This window comes from Delftia sp. 60 (assembly GCF_002754395.1).
GTDB classification, from domain to species: Bacteria; Pseudomonadota; Gammaproteobacteria; order Burkholderiales; family Burkholderiaceae_C; genus Comamonas; species Comamonas acidovorans.
In genome coordinates this window covers 4,535,696-4,556,317 of the sequence record NZ_PEFD01000001.1, presented here as the reverse complement: position 1 = coordinate 4,556,317, position 20,622 = coordinate 4,535,696, and the positions used below count along the sequence as shown (strand labels likewise).

Genomic DNA, 20,622 nt, shown 5'->3' with positions numbered 1-20,622 from the left:
TCCTTTGTTGTGTGGGTTGTTTCGCGGGCGGGGCCGGCGTCAGGCGATCTCTGTCTCGACGCCCAGGCTGCGCAGCAAGGTGGCGCGCAGCTGCATGAAGGCAGGATGGTCGGGGCGGCGGGGATGGGGCAGGTCCACGGCGTGGTCTTCGGCGATGCGGCCGTCCCTGAGCACCAGGATGCGGTCGGCCAGCAGCAGGGATTCGTCCACGTCGTGCGTGACGAGGATGACCGTGGGCCGTATGCGCTCGACCAGGCGCAGCAGCAGGCCGTGCATGCGCATGCGCGTGAGCGCGTCCAGCGCGCCGAAGGGCTCGTCGGCCAGCAGCACGTGCGGGTCGCGCAGCAGGCTGCGGGCCAGCGATGCACGCTGCTTCTGGCCGCCCGACAGCGTGGCGGGCCAGGCGCCGGCCTTGTCCTGCAGGCCCACGTCGTGCAGGATTTGCCGTGCTGCGGGCAGCACGGCACGCGCGTCCAGACCCAGCGTGAGGTTGTCCAGCACCGACAGCCAGGGCAGCAGACGCGCGTCCTGGAACAGCACGGAGACATTGCCCTGCGTACTGGCCGCGCCGCTGGACTGCGCATGGCCGTCCAGCCCGGCGAGCGCGCGCAGCAAGGTGGTCTTGCCCGAGCCGGACTCGCCCAGCAGGGCCACGAACTGGCCCGGGGCAATGTCCAGGTCGATGGCGTCCAGCACGTTCCTGCCGCCAAAGCTGCGCGTGAAGCGCTGCAGCCGCACGGCGCCCGGGGTGGGGTGATGGCTCATGATCCCAGCGACCTCCGGTAGGACAGCACGTGCGCCTCGATGCGGCGCACCACGGCGTCAGACAGCAGGCCCAGCAGGGCGTAGATGAGGATGCCTACCACGATCACATCGGTCTGCCCCCAGTCGCGGGCGCGGTTCATGAGGTAGCCGATGCCGGTCTGCGTGTTGATCAGCTCCAGCACCACCAGCGCCGTCCAGCACAGCGACACGGCAATGCGCAGGCCCACGAAGAAGCCCGGCAGCGCCCCTGGCAGCGCCACCTTGCGGATGAATTCGGCGCGTGACAGGCCCAGGGTCTGGGCCAGCTCCACATGGCCGATATCGATGCCGCGCAGGGCCGCGTGGGTGTTGATGTAGACGGGCACCAGCACGGCCGTGAAGATCAGGAAGATCTTCATGGATTCGCCAATGCCCAGCCAGATGATGGCCAGGGGAATCAGCGCCAGCGTGGGCACGGCGCGCTTGATCTGCACCAGGCCGTCGAGCAGGGCCTCGCCCGTGCGCGTCAGGCCCGAGGCCAGGGCCAGCAGCACGCCAGCCACCACGCCCAGCAGCAACCCGCTGTAGGCACGGCCTGCCGATGCCAGCAAGTGGGGCAGCAGGCTGCCGTCGGCCACCATGCCGTAGCCGGCGACCAGGGCCTGCGAGGGCGCGGTCAGCGTCTCGGGTGAGAGCCAGCCCAGGCGCGAGGCCGCCTCCCACAGCACCAGCAGCAGGCCGGGGCCCACCAGCAGCGCGCCCTGCGACAGGCGCGCGGGCACCAGTTGCACAGCGGCCCGGGTGGCGGGCGCGGATTGAGCGGTGGCTGCGGTGGCCGGTGCCAGACCGGCCGCGTTGATGTCCAGTTGCGCTTGCGTCATCGTGTGTTTTCTGGCCGGTTCATCGGTTGGCCACGATCACGCGGTCGTAGGTGGACACGAAGGAGCCGGCCGCATCCAGCCGCTGCGGCAGGCTGCCGGCGGCGTGCAGGATGTCGATCAGTTTCTGGTGGTGGGGCTGCGCCTCGGCGGCCGTCTGGAACAGCAGGTCGGACTGCGATGCCAGGATGGCCGCCGTGCTCTCCGCATCGATGCGCTGGAACTGCGTGTAGTAGTGGCGGCCCCATTCCTGCTCGTGGCCATTGCTCCACTTGCCTGCGCGCACGAAGGCGCCCAGGAAATCGACGATGGCCTGGGACTTGGCCGGGTCGGCCAGCACGTCGGGCCGTGCGTAGATGTACGAGGTGGCGGGCAGCAGCGTGCGCTCCTGCGGATCGGGCACGGGCCGCGCGCCGATCTGCTTGCCCAGGCGCGTGACATGGGGCTCCATGAGCACGGCCACGTCCACGGCCTTGGCGCGCAGCGCGTCGTTGAGTTCGGCCACGCGCAGGTTGACAAGCTTCACGTCGGCCAGCGTCAGGCCCGCGCGTGTCAATGCCTCGATCAGGAAGACCTGGCGGCCCGAGCCTTCCACATAGCTCAGGCGCTTGCCGCGCAGGTCGGCCAGGCGCTCTATGCCTGCATCGGCGCGCTGCACCAGCCGGTACTGGGCGCGCTCGCGCGTGAAGGTTGCGATGATGGGCAGCTGCACGCCGGCGGCGCGCGCCTGGATGGGCGGCGTGTCGCCCACATAGGCAATGTCCAGCGCGCCTGCGCGTATGGCCTCGAAGATGGCCGGGCCGCCCGCGAAGTTGGGCAGCTCCAGCTGAAAGCCCAGGCGCTTGCGCTCGCCGCTGGCATCCATCAGGTGGCGCAGCAGCTCGCTCTGGTCGGCAACGACCAATCGGGTCCTGGGGTCGGCCGCAGCCCGTGCGGCGGTGGTGGAAGCCAGGGCGGCAGCGGCCAGCAGAGAAGGGCCGGCCAGCAGGAAACGACGCTTGTTCACGCGCTCCATCCTCAAAAGATTGCAATGGGATGGATGCTAGTTAGCGTGCTTCAGTTGTGAAAATACCGATTCCGTATTTGCAAACGCGCGCCACGCACATGGGCGTGGCGCGGGGGGAGGTTCAGCCGAACACCGGGCGCATGAAGCTGCGCTCGTAGCTCAGGATGCAGCGCGTGTCCTCCGCGTAGCGGAAGGCGGCCTGGCACTCGGGGTCCTGCATGGACTTGATGCGGTACTCCTCGTACAGCGCCATGCTGGGGAAGCTGAACATGGCCAGCGCCACATTGTTGGCGCCTTCGGACGGCAGGAAGTAGCCGTGGTGCTTGCCGCCGAATTTCTCGACCAGCGGAATCCAGGTCTTGCCGTACTCCTCGAATTCCTTGGCCTTGAACGGGTCGATGATGTAGCGCAGGTAGCAGGTGATCATGTCTGAAAAGAGAAGGGAAGCGAAGCCTAGAGTTTGAACGATGCCGTCAGGCGGGAGAGCTTCTCCGACTCCTGCTGCAGCACCTGCGTGGCGGCCGAGGACTGCTCCACCAGTGCGGCGTTCTGCTGGGTCACGCGGTCCATGTCGGTCACGGCATGGCCCACCTGCTCGATGCCGGTGCTTTGCTCGCGGCTGGCCGAGGCGATCTCGGTCACGATGCCTGTGATGTTGCGCACCGTGGTGACCACTTCGCGCATGGTCTGCCCGGCCTGGTCCACCAGGGTGGCGCCGGCATCCACACGCTCCACCGAGGCCTGGATCAGCGTCTTGATCTCGCGCGCGGCCGAGGCGCTGCGCTGCGCCAGGGTGCGCACCTCGCCCGCCACGACCGCGAAGCCGCGCCCCTGGTCGCCAGCGCGCGCAGCCTCCACGGCCGCGTTCAGCGCGAGGATGTTGGTCTGGAAGGCGATGCCGTCGATCACGCCGATGATGTCCACCACGCGGCGCGACGAGGTATTGATCTCGCCCATCGTGCTCACCACCTGGTCCACCACGGTGCCGCCGCGCTCGGCCACCGCGCAGGCGCCCGAGGCGATCTGGCTTGCCTGCTGCGCGTTTTCCGCGTTCTGGTGCACGGTGGCGGTCAACTGCTCCATGGACGCCGCCGTTTCCTCCAGCGAACTGGCCTGCTGCTCCGTGCGCTGCGACAGGTCCAGGCTGCCCGTGGCAATCTCGCCGGCCGAGCGGTGGATGATGCCCGCCGTGTCATGGATGCGCGTCACCAGTTGGCGCAGCTGCTCGCTCATGCGCTGCACCGCCGCGATCACGCTGCCTTCCGGTGCGTGCGATGCCCCCTCCAGCCCGGTTTGCGACAGATCCCCGGCGGCGATGCGGTTGGCGATCGCTGCCGCCACGGCCGGCTCTCCGCCGATGGCCTGGAGCACGCTGCGCGTGACCATCCAGGCGATCAACGACAGCAGTGCGCCCAGCACCGCCAGCGCCGCCACCGACTTGATGATGGTGGCGATGAAGGCCTGCTGGATGTCGTCCACATAGTCACCCGCGATCAGGTCCCAGTTCCAGGAGGTGGATCGCTTGGCATAGGCCAGCTTCTCGCTGGGCTCCTTCGCGCCGGGACGGGGCCACCAGTAGGTGAGGTAGCCGTTGCCCTGGGCAGAAGCGCCCACGGCGGCAATGCTGCGGTAGAGGTAGCTGCCCTTGGCGTCCTGGAAGCCGGCCATGTTCTTGCCGTTGATGCCCGGGCTTGCGGGGTTGTTCAGCACCACGGAATCCGTCGTGATGCTGGTGATGTAGCCCGCACCACCGGCATAGCGCAGCTGCCCCACGCGGGCAATGGCCGTGGCCTTGGCGTCTTCTTCAGGCAGCTTGCCGGCCTTGGCCTCTGCCGCAATGGCGGCAATCAGGCTGTCTGCCGAATCGACAAAGTCCCGCAGCGCCTGCTGCCGGGCCTCATAGGCCTTGCTGCGTGCCTGGTAGGCGTTGAACAGGGTCAGCGCAAGCAGCGCCAGCAGGCAGAAAACCAGCGGAGCCAGCAGTTTCTGGCGAAGGGACAGGGCAGGCATGGAAGCGGGTTCGAAGAAGAGGCAGGGACGCCGTGAATGCTACAGAAACTTCTTCTTTGGTTTCATGTGTTTACAAATTTTTCCGCGCTCGCACAGTGCCGGCGCGGCCCCGTTTCTGCGGAACCTGTCCTGCCGCTGCCAACCTCGGCACCAGCGCGTGCACCGCACTGCCAGGCTTGCGGTCCATCACAAGGGAGAATCACCCCATGCAAGAAACTCCGCCCCCCGCTGCCCAGCCCCGCAATCCGCTGCACGGCGTCACGCTCGAAGCCATCGTCCGTGCCCTGGAGGCCCGCTATGGCTGGCCCGCCCTGGCACGGCAGGTTCCGGTGCGCTGCTTCACGCTGGACCCCAGCGTCAGCTCCAGCCTCAAATTCCTGCGCAAGACGCCCTGGGCGCGCGAGAAGGTGGAAGCGCTCTATCTGGACATGCTGCGCAAGGACAGGCGCAGCCCCGCTTCCACAGACTGAAGGCGCGAGCCGGATGCCACCGGACAAGATGTCCAGTGCGCAGGCACAGGCTGTGCCTATCATCGGCACCGTCTCCGATCCCGCAACCCTTTCAGACACCACCATGACCCAGAGCCAGAACCCTGTCGCCGTGATTGCCTCCGCCATGAAGACGCACGGCATCGTGCCTGCGGATTTCGACATCGCCTCCATCGAGGACGAGTACGCCTTGATGGCGGCACTGCGCCAGCACACCAAGGCCGCCCAGGTCAAATTGTTCGATGGCGGCATTGGGGAAGACAACGAGGCCGACGAAGACTACGTGGCCCTGCTCAAGCGCTTCGCCAAGGCTTGCGGTGGCGCCATCGGCTATGAGGGCATCGAATCCGGCATGGAGGGCGACACCGTCACGCTGCGCTTCCAATCGGGCGGCCAGGAACACAGCTGGTCCTTCGAGCAGGACGGTGACCGCGTCAGCGAGGAGTTCCTGGACTTCATCATTGACCACTCCAAGTCCTGCACGGCGGGGGAGTTCATCAATCTGCTCGACGAGAACTCGCTGCTGACAGGCTTTGTGCCCAAGGACATCTCCAGGCTGCTGTACGAGCACGACATCGTTTACTGAGTGCGGATGGCGGTGGCGGCGCACCCGCCTCGACTTCACATCACGCGCACGCCCAGCCCGCCCACCAGTTCGGCAGCCTGCTCATGCGAGATCAGGCTGCCCTTGAAATGCTGGCTGAGCGAGGCAATCGTCAAGCCGCGCAAGTCCGCCGAGCGCAGGTCCGCGCCATCGAACCGGGCATTCTTGAGATGGGCATCGCGCAGGCTTGCCTTGTGGAAAACGGCATCGCGGAAGTCGCAGCCGGCCAGATCGGCATCGCTGAAGTTCAGGCCTTCCAGCGTTTTCTTGCGGAAGGACATGCCGCGCAGATCGGCACCAATCAGCAGGGACTCATGAAAATCAATGCCCAGGGTTTGCGCACCGCCAAACCTGGCGCCGGTCAGCTTGACTTCAAGAAAGCGCGCTGAGGCCAGCTTGGCCAATTCCCAGTTGGTGTTGTTCAGGTCGCTCTGGCAAAACAGGGCATCCGTCAGGTTGGCCAGCCGAAAATCGGCGCGGCCCGCCTTGCAATGCAGCCAGCGGGTGCCGGCCAGTTGGCAGCTTTCAAAGCAGGTGTCGGCAAAACTGCACTCCACAAATTGCGCGCCCTGCAAATCGAGTTGATAGAGATTCAATCCATCGAATTCGCATTGCTCGAAACCCAGGCCATGAGAGGCTTCTTGTTTCAATAGCTCCGACAAACGGTCCTCATCAAAAATCTGATTGACGATGGTTTTTGTGGAAGGCGTTGTTTGCATGGTCAATATCAGGCATGGCGTATTTCAGAAAGGCTGGGCAGTGTATGGCCTTGCCGCGCCCAGGTGTGAAATGTCCTTGGGATTTTCCAAGGGCATGCATTGCGCAGTTTGACGGATGAGAAAACCTGTGAGCACACGGGTTGCGGGCTGCTTCCGGCGCCGGTTCCGCCCTCCAGGATGGGCGGAGCCGGCGTGCCCGCGTCCCCCGTGGCTGCGTACCGGGAGCTTGCTGGCCGGGGGCTTGCTGACCAGGTCGCGGCTTGGCGGACATGCATCTGTCGAAAAACCCTTACAGGAAGATGCTATTTGATATTACAAAATGTGTCTCTCGTGGCGAGGGTGTCAGTAAATAATCTGCAGAAAATATGGTTGGCACGCCAGCTGTATTTTTACCAATGCAGTTCTCTGGCAGCCTCAACGAATAATTTATTTGAAATCCAGCAAATATCTATGACCGGAATTATCCAGCAAACACTCCAAAATGATATTGATGCCTTGATCCATGATTGGATGGCCCAGGCCAGCGTGGGTGATTCCACGCTCGGGAAGAATGCTGAAAAAGATGCGCGCGGGATTATCAACGCCATTGTGGGCGCCTTCGCTTCCGGCGCCGATCCGCAAAGGTTTTCGGACGAGGGCTGGAATCCCGCGCGGCGCCTGCTGGCCGAGCTGTCCCGCACCCGCGCCGCCCAGGGCCAGCGTGCCGGTGAAACCAGCCAGTTCATTCTGTCGCTGAAAAAGCCGCTGTTCGCACACATCCAGCGCGGGCTGTCGGGCGATCCTGCTGCGGCCATCCAGGAAATCTGGAGTGCCACCGTGCTGGTGGACAACATGGCCCAGCACACGGTCAGCAGCTTCCAGCAGGCACGCGAGGAGATCATCATCCGCCAGCAGGAAGAGCTGCTGGAGCTGTCCACCCCCGTCGTCAAGCTGTGGGAGGGGGTGCTGGCCATTCCGCTGATCGGCACGCTGGACAGCAACCGCACCCAGGTGGTGATGGAGTCCTTGCTGCAAAGCCTGGTGTCGACCGAGTCGGAGCTGGCCATCATCGACATCACCGGCGTGCCCACGGTGGACACGCTGGTGGCCCAGCACCTGCTGCGCACCGTGACGGCCATTCGCCTGATGGGCGCGGACTGCATCATCAGCGGCATCCGGCCCCAGATTGCCCAGACCATCGTGCACCTGGGCATCGACATGCGCGACATCACCACCAAGGCCACGCTGGCCGAGGCGCTCAAGCTGGCCATGGGCAAGACCGGCTGGCGTATCACCCGCCAGACACAGGAGTGAGCCATCCATGGACCGCATTCCAATCCTGCGCATGGGCGATGTGCTGCTGGTTTCCATCCAGATCGACATGCAGGACCAGACGGCGCTGGCGCTCCAGGACGACCTGGCCGAGCGCATCGCGAGCACGGGCGCCAGCGGCGTCATGATCGATATCTCGGCGCTGGAGGTGGTGGACTCCTTCGTCGGGCGCATGCTGGTGACCATCTCGGGCATTGCCCGCATCCTGTCTGCCGCCACCGTCGTGGTGGGCATGCAGCCTGCCGTTGCAATCACCCTGGTGGAGTTGGGCCTGTCCCTTGGCGGGGTCAGGACGGCGATGACCGTCGAGAGGGGAATGGCCCTTTTGCGGGCCCAGCAGTCGGGAGCCACCCTTGGAACATGATCGCAGCGGCCAAATGCCGTTACAAAACGAGCAGCAGATTGTTGCCACGCGCCAAACGGTGCGCTCGCTTTGCCAGATGCTGAAGTTCTCGCTGGTCGATCAGACAAAGATGATTACCGCTGCAAGCGAGCTGTCCCGCAATACGCTGATTCATGGAAAAGGTGGCCACATGAACTGGGCCATCATCGAAGTCAATGGAAAACAGGCCTTGCAATTGATTTTTGAAGACACAGGGCCTGGAATCAAGGATCTGAAAATGGCCATGACCGATGGTTTCACCACCGGCATGGGAATGGGCCTGGGCCTGCCGGGAAGCAAGCGGCTGGTGAATGATTTCAAGATAGAAACCGAGCTGGGCCAGGGCACACGAGTGAGTATCACCAAGTGGAAGTAATCCGGGGCTGGACCCATCGTTCATTTCCAATAGGCGATGCGAGCCGTGTGGGTGAGGTCAGGCGCCATGTGGTTGCACTGGCCTCCGACATGGGCTGGGGCGACGAGGACATGGGCCGTTCGGGGCTGGTGGCGACCGAGCTGGCCACCAACCTGGTGCGGCATGCCCGGGATGCTGAAATCTGGATAGCCGCGCGGCCGCCCCTGCATGACATCGAAATCATCTGTGTCGATCGCGGCCCGGGCATCGAGGACATCGCCACCGCCATGCAGGACGGGGTGAGCACCGGCTCGGGCTCGCCGGGCACGGGCCTGGGGGCCATCTCCAGGGTGGCCGACGACTTCTTTGTCGTCTCCGAAGCCACCGGCACGGTAAGCCTGGCGCGGCTGCGCGAAGGCCGCAGGGCGCCGTCGGCACTGTCGCTGCGCATGGGCGCCGTTTGCCTGGCGGTTGCGCCCGAGACCATCAGCGGCGACGCCTGGGCGGTCAGGTCGGGCGCGGGGCTGGCCGAGGTGCTGGTGGCCGATGGCCTGGGCCATGGACCGCTGGCGGGCGAGGCGGCCCGTGCGGCGGTCGATGTCTTTGCGTCGCAGAACTGGAATGGGAAAGGGAACGGCGGTGCCGATGCCGCCGTGCCGCTGGACGAGTTCGTGGCCCAGTCCCATGCAGCGCTGCGCGGCACGCGCGGGGCGGCCCTGTTGGCGGTGCGCTTTGGCGCACAGGCCGTGCACAGCTGCGGTGCGGGAAACATCAGTGGCAGGCTTTTCAATGGCGTGGCCAGCCTTTCCCTGAGCAGCCAGCACGGCACGGCAGGTGTACAGATCTCGCGGCCCAGGGTGGCCGACTGCTCCAGCCTTGACCATGGCGTTCTGGTGCTGCACTCCGACGGCGTGTCTGCCCGCTGGAAGCATGAGGACTATGCGGGCCTGCTGGGCAGGGACCCCGGCCTGCTGGCCGCCTGCCTTCTCTGGCACAACACCCGCAGCAGGGATGACGCCACCGTGGTCGTCCTCAAGGCCGAGGAAAAGCAATGAACGAAGACGATCTCAAAGCTGAACTGGAACTGTGCCGCGCCGAGATCAGGTCCTTGCGCGAGGAGCTGGACGAGACCAATCGCGGCGTGGTCGCGCTCTACGGCGAGCTGGATGTGCAGGCCGAGAAGCTGCGCAAGGCCACTGAGCTCAAGAGCCATTTCCTTTCCTACATGAGCCATGAGTTCCGCACGCCCATAGGCGCCATCCGCAGCAACGCGCGGCTGCTGCTGGACCATGTGGATGGACCGCTCACCACCGAGCAGACCCGGCAGGTCGGCTTCATCCAGGAAACCGCCGCCGAGTTTTCCGAGATGGTCAACGACCTGCTCGACCTGGCCAAGATCGAGGCGGGCCGCCTGGAAATCTCGCCGGGCTGGTTCGAGATGATGGATTTGTTTGCCGCCTTGCGCGGCATGTTCAAGGCCATGGCGGACAACGTGGAGTTGAGCCTGGTGTTCGAAGAGCCCGGTGATCTGCCGCGCTTCTACACCGACAACCGCAAGCTCTCGCAGATCCTCAGAAACTTCATCTCCAATGCACTGAAATTCACGCCGCAGGGTGAGATAAAGGTGTCGGCCGAACTGGTGGGGGACATGCTGGTGAAATTCTCGGTGGCGGATACCGGCATAGGCATCGCCTCGGAATTCCACGATGCGATTTTCAATGACTTCACCCAGGTCGATTCACCCATCCAGAAGCGCCTGCGGGGCACGGGCCTGGGCCTGGCCCTGTCCAAGCAGCTGGCGCAGCTTCTGGGGGGCTGGGTGGAAGTGCAAAGCGCCCTGGGCGAAGGCTCGACCTTTTCCGTGATCGTTCCCGCGCATCTTCCGGTCGATACCAAGGATCTGAAGGCCTGATACGGCCAAGCCGGTCTTCATCCCATCAAAAAACAACAGGAACATCATGCCCAAGAACACGACTGGAATGATTCTTCCCTCATTCGACCGAAGCCTGCACACCATTCTTGTCGTTGACGACAACCCTGCCACGCGCTACTCCACGGCACGGGTCATCAGGGCGGCGGGATTCCAGACGGTCGAGGCGGAAACCGGGGAAAAGGCCATTGCCCTGTCGGAGACCGGCGTGGCAGCCGTGGTGCTGGATGTGCACTTGCCCGATATCTCGGGCTTTGACGTATGCCGCACCATCCGCGGTGCGCGGCATACCAGCCTGATTCCCGTGGTGCACCTGTCGGCCGAGTATGTGAAAAGCAACCACCAGGTGGCGGGCCTCAACGCCGGGGCCGACGCCTACATGGTGCACCCCGTGGAGCCGCAGCTGCTGATTGCCACGCTGCATGCCCTGATCCGCGCACGCCTGGCGGAAGACGGGCTGCGCCGCAGCGAGTCACGCTTTCGCGCCATCTATGACCAGGCGCCGGCGGCCATGATGCTGGTCAGCGCCGGCGGCCTGATCAGCGATGCCAACTCCCAGGCGCAGGCACTGCTGCAGCGCGGCATTGACGACCTGGCGGGCAAGCCGCTGATCGGCTTTGTTCCGCAGGCCGTTCGGGAAAAAGCTGCGCAGCAATTGGCCGAAGACCCCGAAAAGTCCTGGCGCGGCGAGTTCCCCATCCTCCCGGCAGACGGGCAGGAGCGCCTGATCTCCTGGAAGTTCTCCGATCCCATCGAGCCCGGCATCCGCCTGGCCGTGGCCCAGGACCTGACGGAGTCCCTGGAGTTCGAGAGGCAGCGCCAGCAGATGCTGGAGCAGGAGCAGGCGGCGCGCGTGGCCGCAGAGCGCATCAGCCGCACCAAGGATGATTTTGTCGCCGTGCTCTCGCATGAACTGCGCACCCCGCTGTCCCTGCTCAACGGGGGCACGCATTTGCTCAAGCGCGCCAACCTCAGCGAGGCCATGCTCAAGAAGGGCATAGATGCCATCGAGAAAGGCGTGAAGGCACAAAGCCGCATCATTGCGGACATTCTGGATATCTCGCGCCTGACGACGGGAAAACTCAATCTGCACCGCGAGGAGGTCAATGTCTGCTCATTGGCCGTGCAAAGCCTGGAGCCCTTGCGCGACAACGCCGCCGACAAGAACATCACCCTGCAGTTCGAGGCGCCGTCCGATGAAATCATGGCGTGGATCGATGTCACGCGATTCCAGCAAATCCTGTGGAACCTGGTCTCCAACGCCATCAAGTTCTCCAATGCGCGCAGCGTGGTGAAGGTGGGCCTTGAAATCAGTGACGAAAGCCTGGTGATGAGCGTGGCGGACGAGGGCGTGGGCATCGCGCCTGAATTCCTTCCGCATGTCTTCGAGCGCTTCTCGCAGGCCTCCGCCCCCGCCACCCGTGGGCATTCCGGCCTGGGATTGGGGCTGTCCATCGTCAAGCACCTGGTGGAGTTGCATGGGGGCACCGTGCGCGCCCACAGCGAAGGCGTGGGCCGTGGCGTCACCATGCGGGTGGAGATTCCGCTGCACGAGGCAAGCGCCTCCCAGGCCGACCCGATGAATGTGCATCTTGAAAATGGCGAATCCCTGAAAGGCAAGGACATCGTCATCGTTGAAGACAATGCGGACACCAGCGAAATGCTGAAAGTGGTGCTGACCGACCAGGGCGCCACCGTCAGGAGTGCCGAGAACTTCGACCAGGCCATGGCCCTGGTCCAGGCGCAGTGGCCCAGCCTCATCGTCAGCGACATAGGGCTGCCGGGAAAGGACGGGTTCCAGCTGGTCAAGGCCCTGCGCGAAGCGGAGGCCGCGCACTTTGGCGGAACAAGACAGGTGAAGATCGTGGCGCTCAGCGCCTTTGCCCGGGAGCAGGACCGCACCCAGGCGCTGCAGGCAGGCTTTGACCACTATCTGGAAAAGCCGCTGCAGCCGCACCTCCTCATCCGGGTGCTGCTGGAGCAGGGCTGATCGTCTGGCCCAGCGCCTGGGCCAGGAACTCGGCCGTGACGCGCACCCGGGTCGTGCGCTGCAGGTCGGGGTGCATGACCTGCCAGACCTCGTAGTCGTCCGAGCGCTGGCGCTGGGGCCAGATGCGCAGCAGGCCTTCGCGCTCGCCCATGCTCACGGGCATTTCGCCCAGGCCGATGCCGGCCGCCACGGCCTTGCGCACCAGCAGGCTGGAGTTGGCGGCCATGGCGATCCGGGCCTGGCGCGCGGGCACATCGACCATGGTGGGAACGGGCCGCTGTTCCAGAAAGGGGCCATAGACCACGAGGTGGTGGCCGCGCAATTCGTCCTCTGCCGACGGCTGGCCAAAGCGCGCCACGTAGGCGGCGCTCGCAAACAGTCCCACGGGCCAGGCGACCACGCGGCGCACCACCAGCTCGGGTGCCTCGGGGCGAACGTTGCGAAACGCGATATCGGCCTGGCGGCGGCCCAGGTTCAGCATGTGCGTGGACACCTCCAGATCCACGCGGATGCCGGGCCAGCGCTGCTGCAGGCGCTCTATGGCGGGCAGCAGGAATTCGGTGGCGATCGAGTCGGTGCTGGTCACGCGCACCAGGCCGGCCGGGCTGTCGTCCAGCCCCTCGATGCGCGTGCGCAGGTCCAGCGCCGCGCCTTCCATGCGCCGCGCGGCGCCCAGCGCGGCCTCGCCGGCGGCGGTGAGCAGGTAGCCATCCCTGGCGCGCAAAAACAGCTTGCTGCCCAGCTCGGCCTCCAGCGCGTTCAGGCGCCGGCCCACGGTGGCCTGGTCCACGCCCAGGCTGCGCGCGGCGGCGCGCAGGGAGGGCGTGCGCGTCAGCGCGAGGAAGATGCGGGTGTCATCCCAGTTCATGGCGGTTTTGGTGATGCAGATTTGCAGCACTGTAGAGCGAAATCGCTGCGTTTGAGCGGCTTGGAGCAGTCGTAAGCTTTGGGTATCGGACCTTCAACCCTTTTTTGAATACTCATTGCGCAATGAAAGACAGCACAAGCATGCAAGCCATTGTTTTCGACGACTTCGGCGGCCCCGAAGTGCTCGTGGCCCGCGACGTGGCCCGGCCCGAATTCCGGCCCCATGACCTTCTGGTGCGCAACGCCGCGATTGGCGTGAACCGTGCCGATGTATCCCACCGCAAGGGCGCCTATGGCCGCGCCCACTTTGGCGAATCCGACCTCATGGGCCTGGAGATCGCCGGCACCGTGGTGGAGGTGGGCGCGCAGGTGCAGGGCTTTGCCGTGGGCGACCGCGTCATGGGCATCGTGGGCGGCGGCGCCTATGCCGAGCTGTCGCGCATCGACCACCGCATGGCCATGCATGTGCCCGAGAGCCTGTCGCTGACCGACGCCGGCGCGGTGGCCGAAGTCTTCGTCACCGCGCATGAGGCGCTGTTCCACCTGGCCAGCCTGCAGCCTGGCGAATCGGTGCTGATCCACGCGGCGGGCAGCGGCGTGGGCTCGGCGGCCGTGCAACTGGCGCATGCGGCCGGCGCGCGCGTGTTTGCCACGGCCAGCGGCGACAAGCGGGACGCCGTCACGGGCCTTGGCGCCGACGTGTTCATCGACTACCGCAGCGAAGACTTCCAGGCCGTGGTGGCCGACAGGACGGGCGGCAAGGGCGTGGACGTGGTGGTCGATTTCATTGGCGCCCCCTACCTGGAGCGCAATATGCGCTCGCTGGGCATGGGCGGGCGCATGGTCTGCGTGGGCCTGCTGGGCGGCGCGCTGGCGGCGGCCGTGCCCATGGATGTGCTGCTGTACAAGCACCTGCGGATCTTCGGGACGGTGATGAAGTCGCGCCCGCCCGAAGTCAAGCAGGCCATGGTCCAGCGCTTCGCCCAGCGCTGGCTGCCCGCGCTGGCGGCCGGCACCATCCGCCCGGTGATCGACAGCACCTACCCGCTGGCCGAGGCCGCGCAGGCGCACCGGCGCATGGAATCGGGCCAGAGCGTGGGCAAGCTGCTGCTGATCCCTGAGCAGGCAGGGCAGTAAGGCGCCTGCCCGGGGCGCGCATCCCCTGGGCAGGAATCCTCAAGTTCTGCAATATTCCAAGTCTCCGGATGCGCGCAGCCCCGCGCGCATCCAGTCTCTCAACCAGGAGCGATGACCCCGGCCGCCCTCCCGCGCCGACATCGAGCCGCCTCTCCAGGAGATATCCATGATTGTTGAAATTGCCGAGCTGAGGGTCGACCCCGCCAAGCACGAGGAATTCGGCCAGGCCCTGACCCAGGCTGTGGCCGACGTGCTGTCCAAGGCCGGTGGATACCGTGGGCACAGCATTCTTGCCTGCATGGAAACGCCCGGCCGCTACGTGCTGCAGGTGAACTGGGAGACCCTGGAAGACCACACCGTGGGCTTTCGCGAGTCACCCGCCTTCGCGCAATGGCGCGCCATCATCGGCCCGTACTTTGCGCAGGCACCGCATGTGGAGCATTTCGTGGTGAGGGATGCGCGGGCGAACTGAGCCTGGCATCTGCGGCCGCGCCGCCCGCCCTTCGTGGGCGGGGCGGGCGGGCGGGCCGGCGCTGGGGGCGGGCTTGCATACGCAGCGTTTCAGGGCTGGTATGGCACATCGGCAGCAATGCATTGATTTGATAACTGTTGATAAATGCGCTAGGCTGTGTTGCAGTTTCAAACCCCACGAGGAGGGCGCAGCATGATTTCTGCAGATTTGGGCAAGCAACTCGAAGGCTATGTCCAGCAGCTTGTCGACACCGGGCGGTACGGATCCAAGAGCGAAGTGTTGCGTGAGGGGGTTCGGCTGGTGCAGGACAGGGAAACCAGGCTGACTGCGCTCGACGCGTCCATCAGGCGCGGATTGGCTGATGCGGACGCGGGGCGCACAAAGCCAGCTGGTGTTGTGTTCGACAGACTGGAAGCCAAATACCGCGCAATGGCCGAACAGGCCGACAAGAACAACCAGTCCGCATGATTGTTGAATTCACGGGCAATGCGGAATGCGACCTGGAGCACATCGCTGACTACATAGCTCAGGACAATCCGCGCCGCGCACTGTCATTCGTGCAGGAGTTGCGTGACAAGTGCGAAGCCCTGGCACGCAGGCCATTCGCTTCTCCGCTGGTACCCCGGTATGAAGGCCACGGCATTCGTCGGCGCGTGCATGGCAACTATCTGATCTTCTACCGCGTGGCCGAGCAAGAAGAGCGGACCGTCATTCTTCACATCCTGCACGGCGCAATGGACTACGCCGCTGTTTTGTTCGAAGAGGGTGAGTAGTAGTAGCAGTAGCGGGCCAGCCCGTGCGAGCAAGGGCTGCGCACGCACTCAGCCCAGCTTGTGCCGTGTCCTGAGCAGTCCCACACCCAGCGCGATGAAGGTGCCGCCCACGATGCGGTTGAACAGCTTGGCGTGTGCCACCAGGTGGCCCTTGATCAGGGAGGTGAGCAGCACGTAGCAGGCGTGCGAGATCAGGGCGCAGACCGCGAAGGTGGTGGTCAGCACCAGGTACTGCGTGAGCAGCGGCTCGCCCGGGACGACAAACTGGGGAAACAGCGCCGAGAAGAACAGGATGGCCTTGGGATTGGTCAGCGACACGCCCATGCCCTGGGCCACCAGTTGCCAGTTCTTGCGCTCGCGCCGCTGGGTGGGGGCCAGGCCCGCATCGCTGCCCAGCAAGCCGTCCTTGCTGCGCCAGCGCTTGACGCCCAGCCAGATCAGGTACATGGCGCCCGCCACCTTCATGGCCAGAAATGCATGGGCCGACATGGCGAGGATGGTCCCCATGCCGATCATCGCCAGCCCGGACACCACAAAGATGCCGACCGAGCTGCCCAGCGAGCTCAGTGCCGTTCGCCTTGCGCCCACGTCCACCGAGTTGGAGATGGCCAGCAACACGGCGGGGCCGGGGGTGAAGCACATCAACAGCGAGACGCCGCAGAAAACAAGCCAGTGGGCGATGGTCATGATCGGGGGGAGGTCGGTGGGGGAAGACAGCCAACATTCTCGTGCAATTGGGGGGTCTTCGCGGCCTTGGCGTTGCGAATGGCACCGGCCCGTGCAAACAGCTGCATGGCCCAGCCCGCGCAGGCCGCCGCACAGGCCCAGACCAGCCCCCAGCCCTGGGCCGACAGCAGATGCGGTATGGCCAGGGGCACCAGAAAACAGACCGCGAACACGGAGGTATTGGCCATGCCCAGCGCCGTGCCCGCGCGGGCCGCACCGGCCAGCCCGGCCAGCTGCGTGTAGGCCACGCCATGCCAGGCGGACACGCAGATGCCGCAGATGCCCAGCATCACCATGAGAGCCCCGCCCATCGCAGCAGACCCGGCCGGGTGGCCGGCCCAGCTCAGGACCGCAAGGCCCGCGAACAGCGCCAGGGTGAGCTGGCAGCAGGCGCGCAGAAAGGCGGGCCTGTTCCGGTGCCTGTCGGTCCAGCGGCCGCTCCAGATCCGCAAGGCCATGGAAGCCAGTTGCACGACCGACATGAGGGCCGCCGCCGCCCCCAGACCCAACTGGGCATGGTCATGCAGGAATACCGTACCGAAGGACAGCACGGCGAACTGCGGGGCGCACAGGATGCCGATGCCGGCGGCCATGCGCCAGGCCTGCCGATCGCGCAATGGTCCGGGCGTGGTGGCTCCGGCGTGGTGCGGCGCGGCGGCCTTGCTTTGAAGCGGTGACTGCGGCGGCTCCTGAATCCACAGCGCGGCGAATGCGGCAGCCCCAAGGCACAGCGCAGCCAGCACGCCATAGACGGCGGCAAAGCCTGCATGCGTGGCCAGGCTGGTCAGCAAGGGCGCGCCGATGGCGCCACCCAGCGGCACGGCGGTCTGGCGGATGCTCATGGCCAGGCCGCGCTCGCCTTCGGCAAACCAGCCCATGACTGCCCGGCCGCTGGCGCCGTTCACGCTGCCGCCCAGCAGCCCCACCAGCACCAGGCCGCCAGCCAGCAAGCCAAACGGCGGGATATGGGCCGGCGATGGCGAAGCCCATAGCGCCATGGCCGCCAGGGCCATGGCCGTGCCGCACAGGCCGAGCAGCAGCACCGGCCGGTCACCCCAGCGGTCCGTCAGCAATCCCCAGGGCAATTCACTGAGCGCAATGCCCAGGCCCATCAGCCCCAGCGCCAGGCCCAGCGTCCGGGTGTCCAGCTGGTAGCCCGAACGCATGAGGATGGCCGTCATGGGAATCCCGCTGAAAGCCACGGAAAACGCGGCATTGGCGATGACGCCTGCCGCCAGCACCTTCCATCGGTGGCGGAGCGGGGAGGGCAAGGGCAGGAGGGGGCCCGGATTGGCGCCGGGTGCAGGAGAAGAGGAGGTCATGGGCGGCAGTATGTTGGGCCTTAACCATCCTGAAAATCACATAATTTCGTATCTACAATCCATTTTTTCAGCACGATTGGGGCTTGGCAATGACACGCGTTCTCTATGACCTGGATGTGCTGCGCACCTTTTGCACCGGCGTCGAACTAGGCAGCTTTGCCCGGGCGGCAGACCGGCTGGGCCGCTCCACATCCGCCGTCAGTGCCCAGCTCAAGAAGCTGGAGTCCCAATGCGGCACGCCCTTGCTGCGCAAGTCCGGCCGGGGGCTGGTGCTGACGGAGGCGGGGGAAACCTTGCGCGGCTACGCGCTGCGCCTGCTGGAGCTCAACGACCGCGCCGTGGCGGCCGTGCGCGGCAGCGAGCTGCGCGGCCTTGTGCGCCTGGGCCTGCAGGAAGACCTGGGCGAAAGCGTGCTGCCCCATGTGCTGGGGCAGTTCGCACGTGCCCACCCGCACGTGCGCATCGAGGCCAGCGTGGCCCGCAGCGATGAACTGCGCGAACGCATGGCCCTGGGCCAGTTCGACCTGGCGCTGCTCTGGGATGTGGGCATGAACCATGCCTGCGTGCATGGCGAGCACATCATGCGGCTGCCGCTTCAGTGGATTGGCCCGGCATCGCTGGATGCGGCCGAGGCCGGCTGGGCGCGCGGCCTCAACGGCGGGGCGCAGGGCGATGAGGCGCTGCCCCTGGCCATGCTTGAGGCGCCTTGCCCCCTGCGGGACATCGTGACGGCCGCCCTGGACAAAAAGGGCCTGGCCTGGCGGCACGCCTTCAACAGCGCCAGCCTGACCGCCGTCTGGGCCGCCACGGCGGCCGGCCTGGGCCTGTCCGTGCGCACGCCGTTCGGCCTGCCCGCCCACGTCAGGCCGCTGGATGCGCAGGCCCTTGGCCTGCCGGCCCTGCCGTCCATGGACCTGATCCTGGGCCGCGCCGCGCTGGATGCCCCGGAGCCCGTGGACCGCCTTGCGCGCATCCTGGTCGATGCCGTGCGCGAGCATGTGGGCAGGCAGGAAATCGCAATTTGAATTTATTTCTTCGTGATCAGGCCACTGAAATATTCATTCAGGTCACGAAAATCCTTCACCGTCCAGGCATGGGGCGGTACTTTCACGCCGTTTTCCCGCAAGGTCCTGGGAATCAAATCTCCATTCGGGCGAAGAATGACGGACGAGACAATCACGCCCGGATAATCATGCAGCCTTTTTCTGAAGGCGGCGGTCGTCAGGTCGGGCGTGGGAGGGTTGCTCTTGTTAGCCAGCGGGCCCGTGCCCCTGGCGTCTGCCCCGTGGCACATGGCGCATCTCGATGAATAGAGCTGCTTCCCATTGCTGTTGTCCGCAAAGCAGGTCGATGCCTGAATGGCCAACGATATTCCCAATGACGCGGCGAGGAGTATTTTCATTTGCTCGTGGATTTTTTGTATGAATCTGATCCGCCGCGATCATATTGCCTTCCACGGCCACGCTGGAAGCTTGCCCTGCCAGCCACGCGCCCACGAAAAAGCCCTGCAGTGCAGGGCTTGTGAAGCTTGTGAGTGAGGCGAGAGGGCGCGCCTGGCTTACTTCTTCGCGTATTCGAACTTGGGCAGTGCCTTCAGCGCGTCCTTGGTGGCGCCGGGCAGGGTGATCTTGTTGTTTTCCACGCGGAACTGGTTCACGGGAATGGCCACGTCATGCTTGCCCATGCCCAGGAAGCCGCCTGCGCCGATGATGGCGTACGACACGGCCTTGTCGGGTGCGACGATCACATCGTCGATCTTGCCCACGGCCTTGCCTTCCTCGTTGTAGACGCTCTTGCCCAGCACGGACTTCTTCAGGCTCCAGCCGGTGGCCACGGCCTGGACTTCAGTGGCCGCCACGCCCAGCGTGGTGGTGCCCGCCACGGGCTGGGCCCAGCTGGTGGAGGCTGCACCTGCGATCAGTGCGGCAGCGATCAAACCCATCTTCAGCGTCTTGTGACCTGTCATAGAGAACTCCTGGAAAACAAAATTTGAAGCCCTCATTAGGAGCGCTGCCCAAGCGCACGGAGATCGGAAAAGCAAGCAAAGGCCTGTCAGCCAATCGAGCGGCGCGGCGAGGAGCTTGCCTACAAGCTCCCGCAACCGTGCGCTGGCGGGGTGCAGGCCCCCAATCAGATGGCGCTCAGATGCTCATACAGAATCACCGAGCCGATGCCGATCAGCAGCACACCGCCAACGGCCTCCGCCCAGCGGCCCGCAATGCTGCCCAGCAGGCGGCCGACCATGACGCCCAGGGTCACCATGGCGAAGGTGGCGAAGCCGATGGCCAGGGCAACGGTGGTGATGCTCACATCCAGGAAGGCCAGGCCCACGCCCACGGCCATGGCGTCGATGCTGGTGGCGAATCCGGTGGCCACCAGCAGCCAGAAGCCGTGCCGGGCGGGCTTGGCCTCTTCTTCGCCGTCAGCGGCCTTGAGGGCGCCCAGCAGCATGCGGCCGCCCAGCACCAGCAGCAGCACGAAGGCAATCCAGTGGTCCCATGCCTTGACGTAGTCGGAAGCCGCATAGCCCAGCGCCCAGCCGGCCAGCGGCGTCAGGGCTTCGATGACGCCGAAGATGGCGCCTGTGCGCAGGGCTTCGGACCAGCGGGGTTTGAGCAGGGCGGAGCCCTTGCCCACGGCAGCGGCAAAGGCGTCGGTGGACATGGCAAAGGCCAGGAGCAGGATGGATGCGGCGTTCATCTGGGAGGGGTTCTTCACGGCCGGGCAAGCGCACAACGGCACTTCACCGCTGCCCGACCTTGTGACCTGTGTCGCGGTGAAATGCCGATGGTCTCGCCAACCGAAGAACGGATGCCTGCGCCACAGCATGCAGGATGCCGAGTGTGTTGACGCAGGCGCTTGCAGGTTGCAAGCAGGCTACTCCCCAAGGGATGCGTGATTCTAGGAG

Annotated in this window: 25 protein-coding genes and 1 riboswitch; of the genes, 13 read left to right on the top strand and 12 right to left on the bottom strand. The window is 65.4% G+C overall.

The features are described 5' to 3' along the window. Positions 1–39 precede the first annotated feature (39 nt). From CLV01_RS20685 to CLV01_RS20665, 5 genes are all read right to left on the bottom strand, one after another. Complete coding sequence (locus CLV01_RS20685; RefSeq protein ID WP_099733326.1) at positions 40–765, bottom strand: ABC transporter ATP-binding protein; 726 nt, start codon at positions 763–765, stop codon at positions 40–42. Next, positions 762–1,625, bottom strand: a complete 864-nt coding sequence (locus tag CLV01_RS20680; RefSeq protein WP_013801848.1) for an ABC transporter permease — start codon at positions 1,623–1,625, stop codon at positions 762–764. The genes CLV01_RS20685 and CLV01_RS20680 overlap by 4 nt, the downstream gene beginning before the upstream one ends. A 19-nt stretch (positions 1,626–1,644) precedes the next feature. Next, positions 1,645–2,637, bottom strand: a complete 993-nt coding sequence (locus tag CLV01_RS20675) for an ABC transporter substrate-binding protein (protein ID WP_099733327.1) — start codon at positions 2,635–2,637, stop codon at positions 1,645–1,647. 112 nt (positions 2,638–2,749) lie between these two features. Beyond that, the gene (locus CLV01_RS20670) at positions 2,750–3,055 is read right to left on the bottom strand and encodes an NIPSNAP family protein (RefSeq protein ID WP_012206218.1); all 306 of its coding nucleotides are present in this window, start codon (positions 3,053–3,055) and stop codon (positions 2,750–2,752) included. Positions 3,056–3,081: 26 nt separating this feature from the next. Further along, positions 3,082–4,638: a methyl-accepting chemotaxis protein gene (locus tag CLV01_RS20665; RefSeq protein WP_063325648.1), complete on the bottom strand. Its 1,557-nt coding sequence runs from the start codon at positions 4,636–4,638 to the stop codon at positions 3,082–3,084. Positions 4,639–4,844: 206 nt separating this feature from the next. Between CLV01_RS20665 and CLV01_RS20660 the strand changes: the two genes are divergently transcribed. After that, the gene (locus tag CLV01_RS20660; protein ID WP_034395743.1) at positions 4,845–5,108 is read left to right on the top strand and encodes a VF530 family DNA-binding protein; all 264 of its coding nucleotides are present in this window, start codon (positions 4,845–4,847) and stop codon (positions 5,106–5,108) included. A 103-nt stretch (positions 5,109–5,211) separates the two neighbouring features. Then, positions 5,212–5,712, top strand: coding sequence for a hypothetical protein (locus CLV01_RS20655; RefSeq protein WP_143290011.1), 501 nt, complete (start codon positions 5,212–5,214; stop codon positions 5,710–5,712). Between the two features lie 35 nt (positions 5,713–5,747). Here CLV01_RS20655 and CLV01_RS20650 read toward each other — a convergent pair whose 3' ends face one another. Further along, positions 5,748–6,449 carry a pentapeptide repeat-containing protein gene (locus CLV01_RS20650; protein WP_043821199.1) on the bottom strand — a complete coding sequence of 234 codons (702 nt, stop codon included), beginning with the start codon at positions 6,447–6,449 and terminating at the stop codon, positions 5,748–5,750. 450 nt (positions 6,450–6,899) lie between these two features. On the opposite strand from CLV01_RS20650, the gene CLV01_RS20645 reads away from it, so the two are divergent. From CLV01_RS20645 to CLV01_RS20620, 6 genes are read left to right on the top strand one after another with little or no spacing between them, the layout of a single operon-like run. Beyond that, on the top strand, positions 6,900–7,742 hold the full coding sequence (locus tag CLV01_RS20645; protein WP_012206214.1) for an STAS domain-containing protein: 843 nt from the start codon (positions 6,900–6,902) through the stop codon (positions 7,740–7,742). A gap of 7 nt (positions 7,743–7,749) precedes the next feature. Continuing rightward, the gene (locus tag CLV01_RS20640; protein WP_012206213.1) at positions 7,750–8,124 is read left to right on the top strand and encodes an STAS domain-containing protein; all 375 of its coding nucleotides are present in this window, start codon (positions 7,750–7,752) and stop codon (positions 8,122–8,124) included. Then, positions 8,114–8,518 (top strand): anti-sigma regulatory factor, encoded by a 405-nt coding sequence (locus CLV01_RS20635; RefSeq protein WP_012206212.1) that lies wholly within the window; start codon positions 8,114–8,116, stop codon positions 8,516–8,518. The genes CLV01_RS20640 and CLV01_RS20635 overlap by 11 nt, the downstream gene beginning before the upstream one ends. After that, a complete protein-coding gene (locus CLV01_RS20630) occupies positions 8,509–9,552 on the top strand; it encodes an ATP-binding protein (RefSeq protein ID WP_099733328.1) in 1,044 nt (347 codons plus the stop codon). Before CLV01_RS20635 ends, CLV01_RS20630 begins: the two co-directional genes overlap by 10 nt. Then, entirely contained in the window at positions 9,549–10,409 is an 861-nt protein-coding gene (locus CLV01_RS20625; RefSeq protein WP_012206210.1) for a sensor histidine kinase, read from the top strand. The genes CLV01_RS20630 and CLV01_RS20625 overlap by 4 nt, the downstream gene beginning before the upstream one ends. A 46-nt stretch (positions 10,410–10,455) precedes the next feature. Beyond that, the gene (locus CLV01_RS20620; protein WP_099733329.1) at positions 10,456–12,417 is read left to right on the top strand and encodes a hybrid sensor histidine kinase/response regulator; all 1,962 of its coding nucleotides are present in this window, start codon (positions 10,456–10,458) and stop codon (positions 12,415–12,417) included. On the opposite strand, the gene CLV01_RS20615 is transcribed toward CLV01_RS20620, so the two are convergent. Further along, the gene (locus CLV01_RS20615) at positions 12,389–13,285 is read right to left on the bottom strand and encodes a LysR family transcriptional regulator (RefSeq protein ID WP_013801859.1); all 897 of its coding nucleotides are present in this window, start codon (positions 13,283–13,285) and stop codon (positions 12,389–12,391) included. The two genes, CLV01_RS20620 and CLV01_RS20615, sit on opposite strands and share 29 nt — an antisense overlap. Before the next feature lie 140 nt (positions 13,286–13,425). Between CLV01_RS20615 and CLV01_RS20610 the strand changes: the two genes are divergently transcribed. The 4 genes from CLV01_RS20610 to CLV01_RS20595 all read left to right on the top strand — a co-directional run bounded on the left by CLV01_RS20610 (position 13,426) and on the right by CLV01_RS20595 (position 15,666). Beyond that, positions 13,426–14,421, top strand: a complete 996-nt coding sequence (locus CLV01_RS20610) for an NAD(P)H-quinone oxidoreductase (RefSeq protein WP_099735086.1) — start codon at positions 13,426–13,428, stop codon at positions 14,419–14,421. Positions 14,422–14,587: 166 nt separating this feature from the next. Next, positions 14,588–14,893: an antibiotic biosynthesis monooxygenase family protein gene (locus CLV01_RS20605; protein ID WP_099733330.1), complete on the top strand. Its 306-nt coding sequence runs from the start codon at positions 14,588–14,590 to the stop codon at positions 14,891–14,893. 192 nt (positions 14,894–15,085) lie between these two features. Further along, the gene (locus tag CLV01_RS20600; protein WP_099733331.1) at positions 15,086–15,361 is read left to right on the top strand and encodes a type II toxin-antitoxin system ParD family antitoxin; all 276 of its coding nucleotides are present in this window, start codon (positions 15,086–15,088) and stop codon (positions 15,359–15,361) included. After that, positions 15,358–15,666: a type II toxin-antitoxin system RelE/ParE family toxin gene (locus CLV01_RS20595; RefSeq protein ID WP_099733332.1), complete on the top strand. Its 309-nt coding sequence runs from the start codon at positions 15,358–15,360 to the stop codon at positions 15,664–15,666. The genes CLV01_RS20600 and CLV01_RS20595 overlap by 4 nt, the downstream gene beginning before the upstream one ends. 48 nt (positions 15,667–15,714) lie before the next feature. Here CLV01_RS20595 and CLV01_RS20590 read toward each other — a convergent pair whose 3' ends face one another. Further along, positions 15,715–16,353: a LysE family translocator gene (locus CLV01_RS20590; protein WP_099733333.1), complete on the bottom strand. Its 639-nt coding sequence runs from the start codon at positions 16,351–16,353 to the stop codon at positions 15,715–15,717. Beyond that, positions 16,350–17,714, bottom strand: coding sequence for an MFS transporter (locus tag CLV01_RS20585; RefSeq protein ID WP_099733334.1), 1,365 nt, complete (start codon positions 17,712–17,714; stop codon positions 16,350–16,352). The genes CLV01_RS20590 and CLV01_RS20585 overlap by 4 nt, the downstream gene beginning before the upstream one ends. Positions 17,715–17,803: 89 nt before the next feature. On the opposite strand from CLV01_RS20585, the gene CLV01_RS20580 reads away from it, so the two are divergent. Then, positions 17,804–18,739: a LysR substrate-binding domain-containing protein gene (locus CLV01_RS20580; protein WP_099733335.1), complete on the top strand. Its 936-nt coding sequence runs from the start codon at positions 17,804–17,806 to the stop codon at positions 18,737–18,739. A gap of 2 nt (positions 18,740–18,741) precedes the next feature. Here CLV01_RS20580 and CLV01_RS20575 read toward each other — a convergent pair whose 3' ends face one another. The 3 genes from CLV01_RS20575 to mntP all read right to left on the bottom strand — a co-directional run bounded on the left by CLV01_RS20575 (position 18,742) and on the right by mntP (position 20,414). Further along, positions 18,742–19,116: a c-type cytochrome gene (locus CLV01_RS20575; protein WP_099733336.1), complete on the bottom strand. Its 375-nt coding sequence runs from the start codon at positions 19,114–19,116 to the stop codon at positions 18,742–18,744. Positions 19,117–19,272: 156 nt separating this feature from the next. Next, positions 19,273–19,680: a PRC-barrel domain-containing protein gene (locus tag CLV01_RS20570; protein WP_034395775.1), complete on the bottom strand. Its 408-nt coding sequence runs from the start codon at positions 19,678–19,680 to the stop codon at positions 19,273–19,275. A gap of 164 nt (positions 19,681–19,844) precedes the next feature. Next, positions 19,845–20,414: a manganese efflux pump MntP gene (gene mntP, locus CLV01_RS20565; protein WP_043824905.1), complete on the bottom strand. Its 570-nt coding sequence runs from the start codon at positions 20,412–20,414 to the stop codon at positions 19,845–19,847. Positions 20,415–20,430: 16 nt separating this feature from the next. Next, positions 20,431–20,612: riboswitch (yybP-ykoY riboswitch) on the bottom strand. Positions 20,613–20,622: the final 10 nt, after the last annotated feature.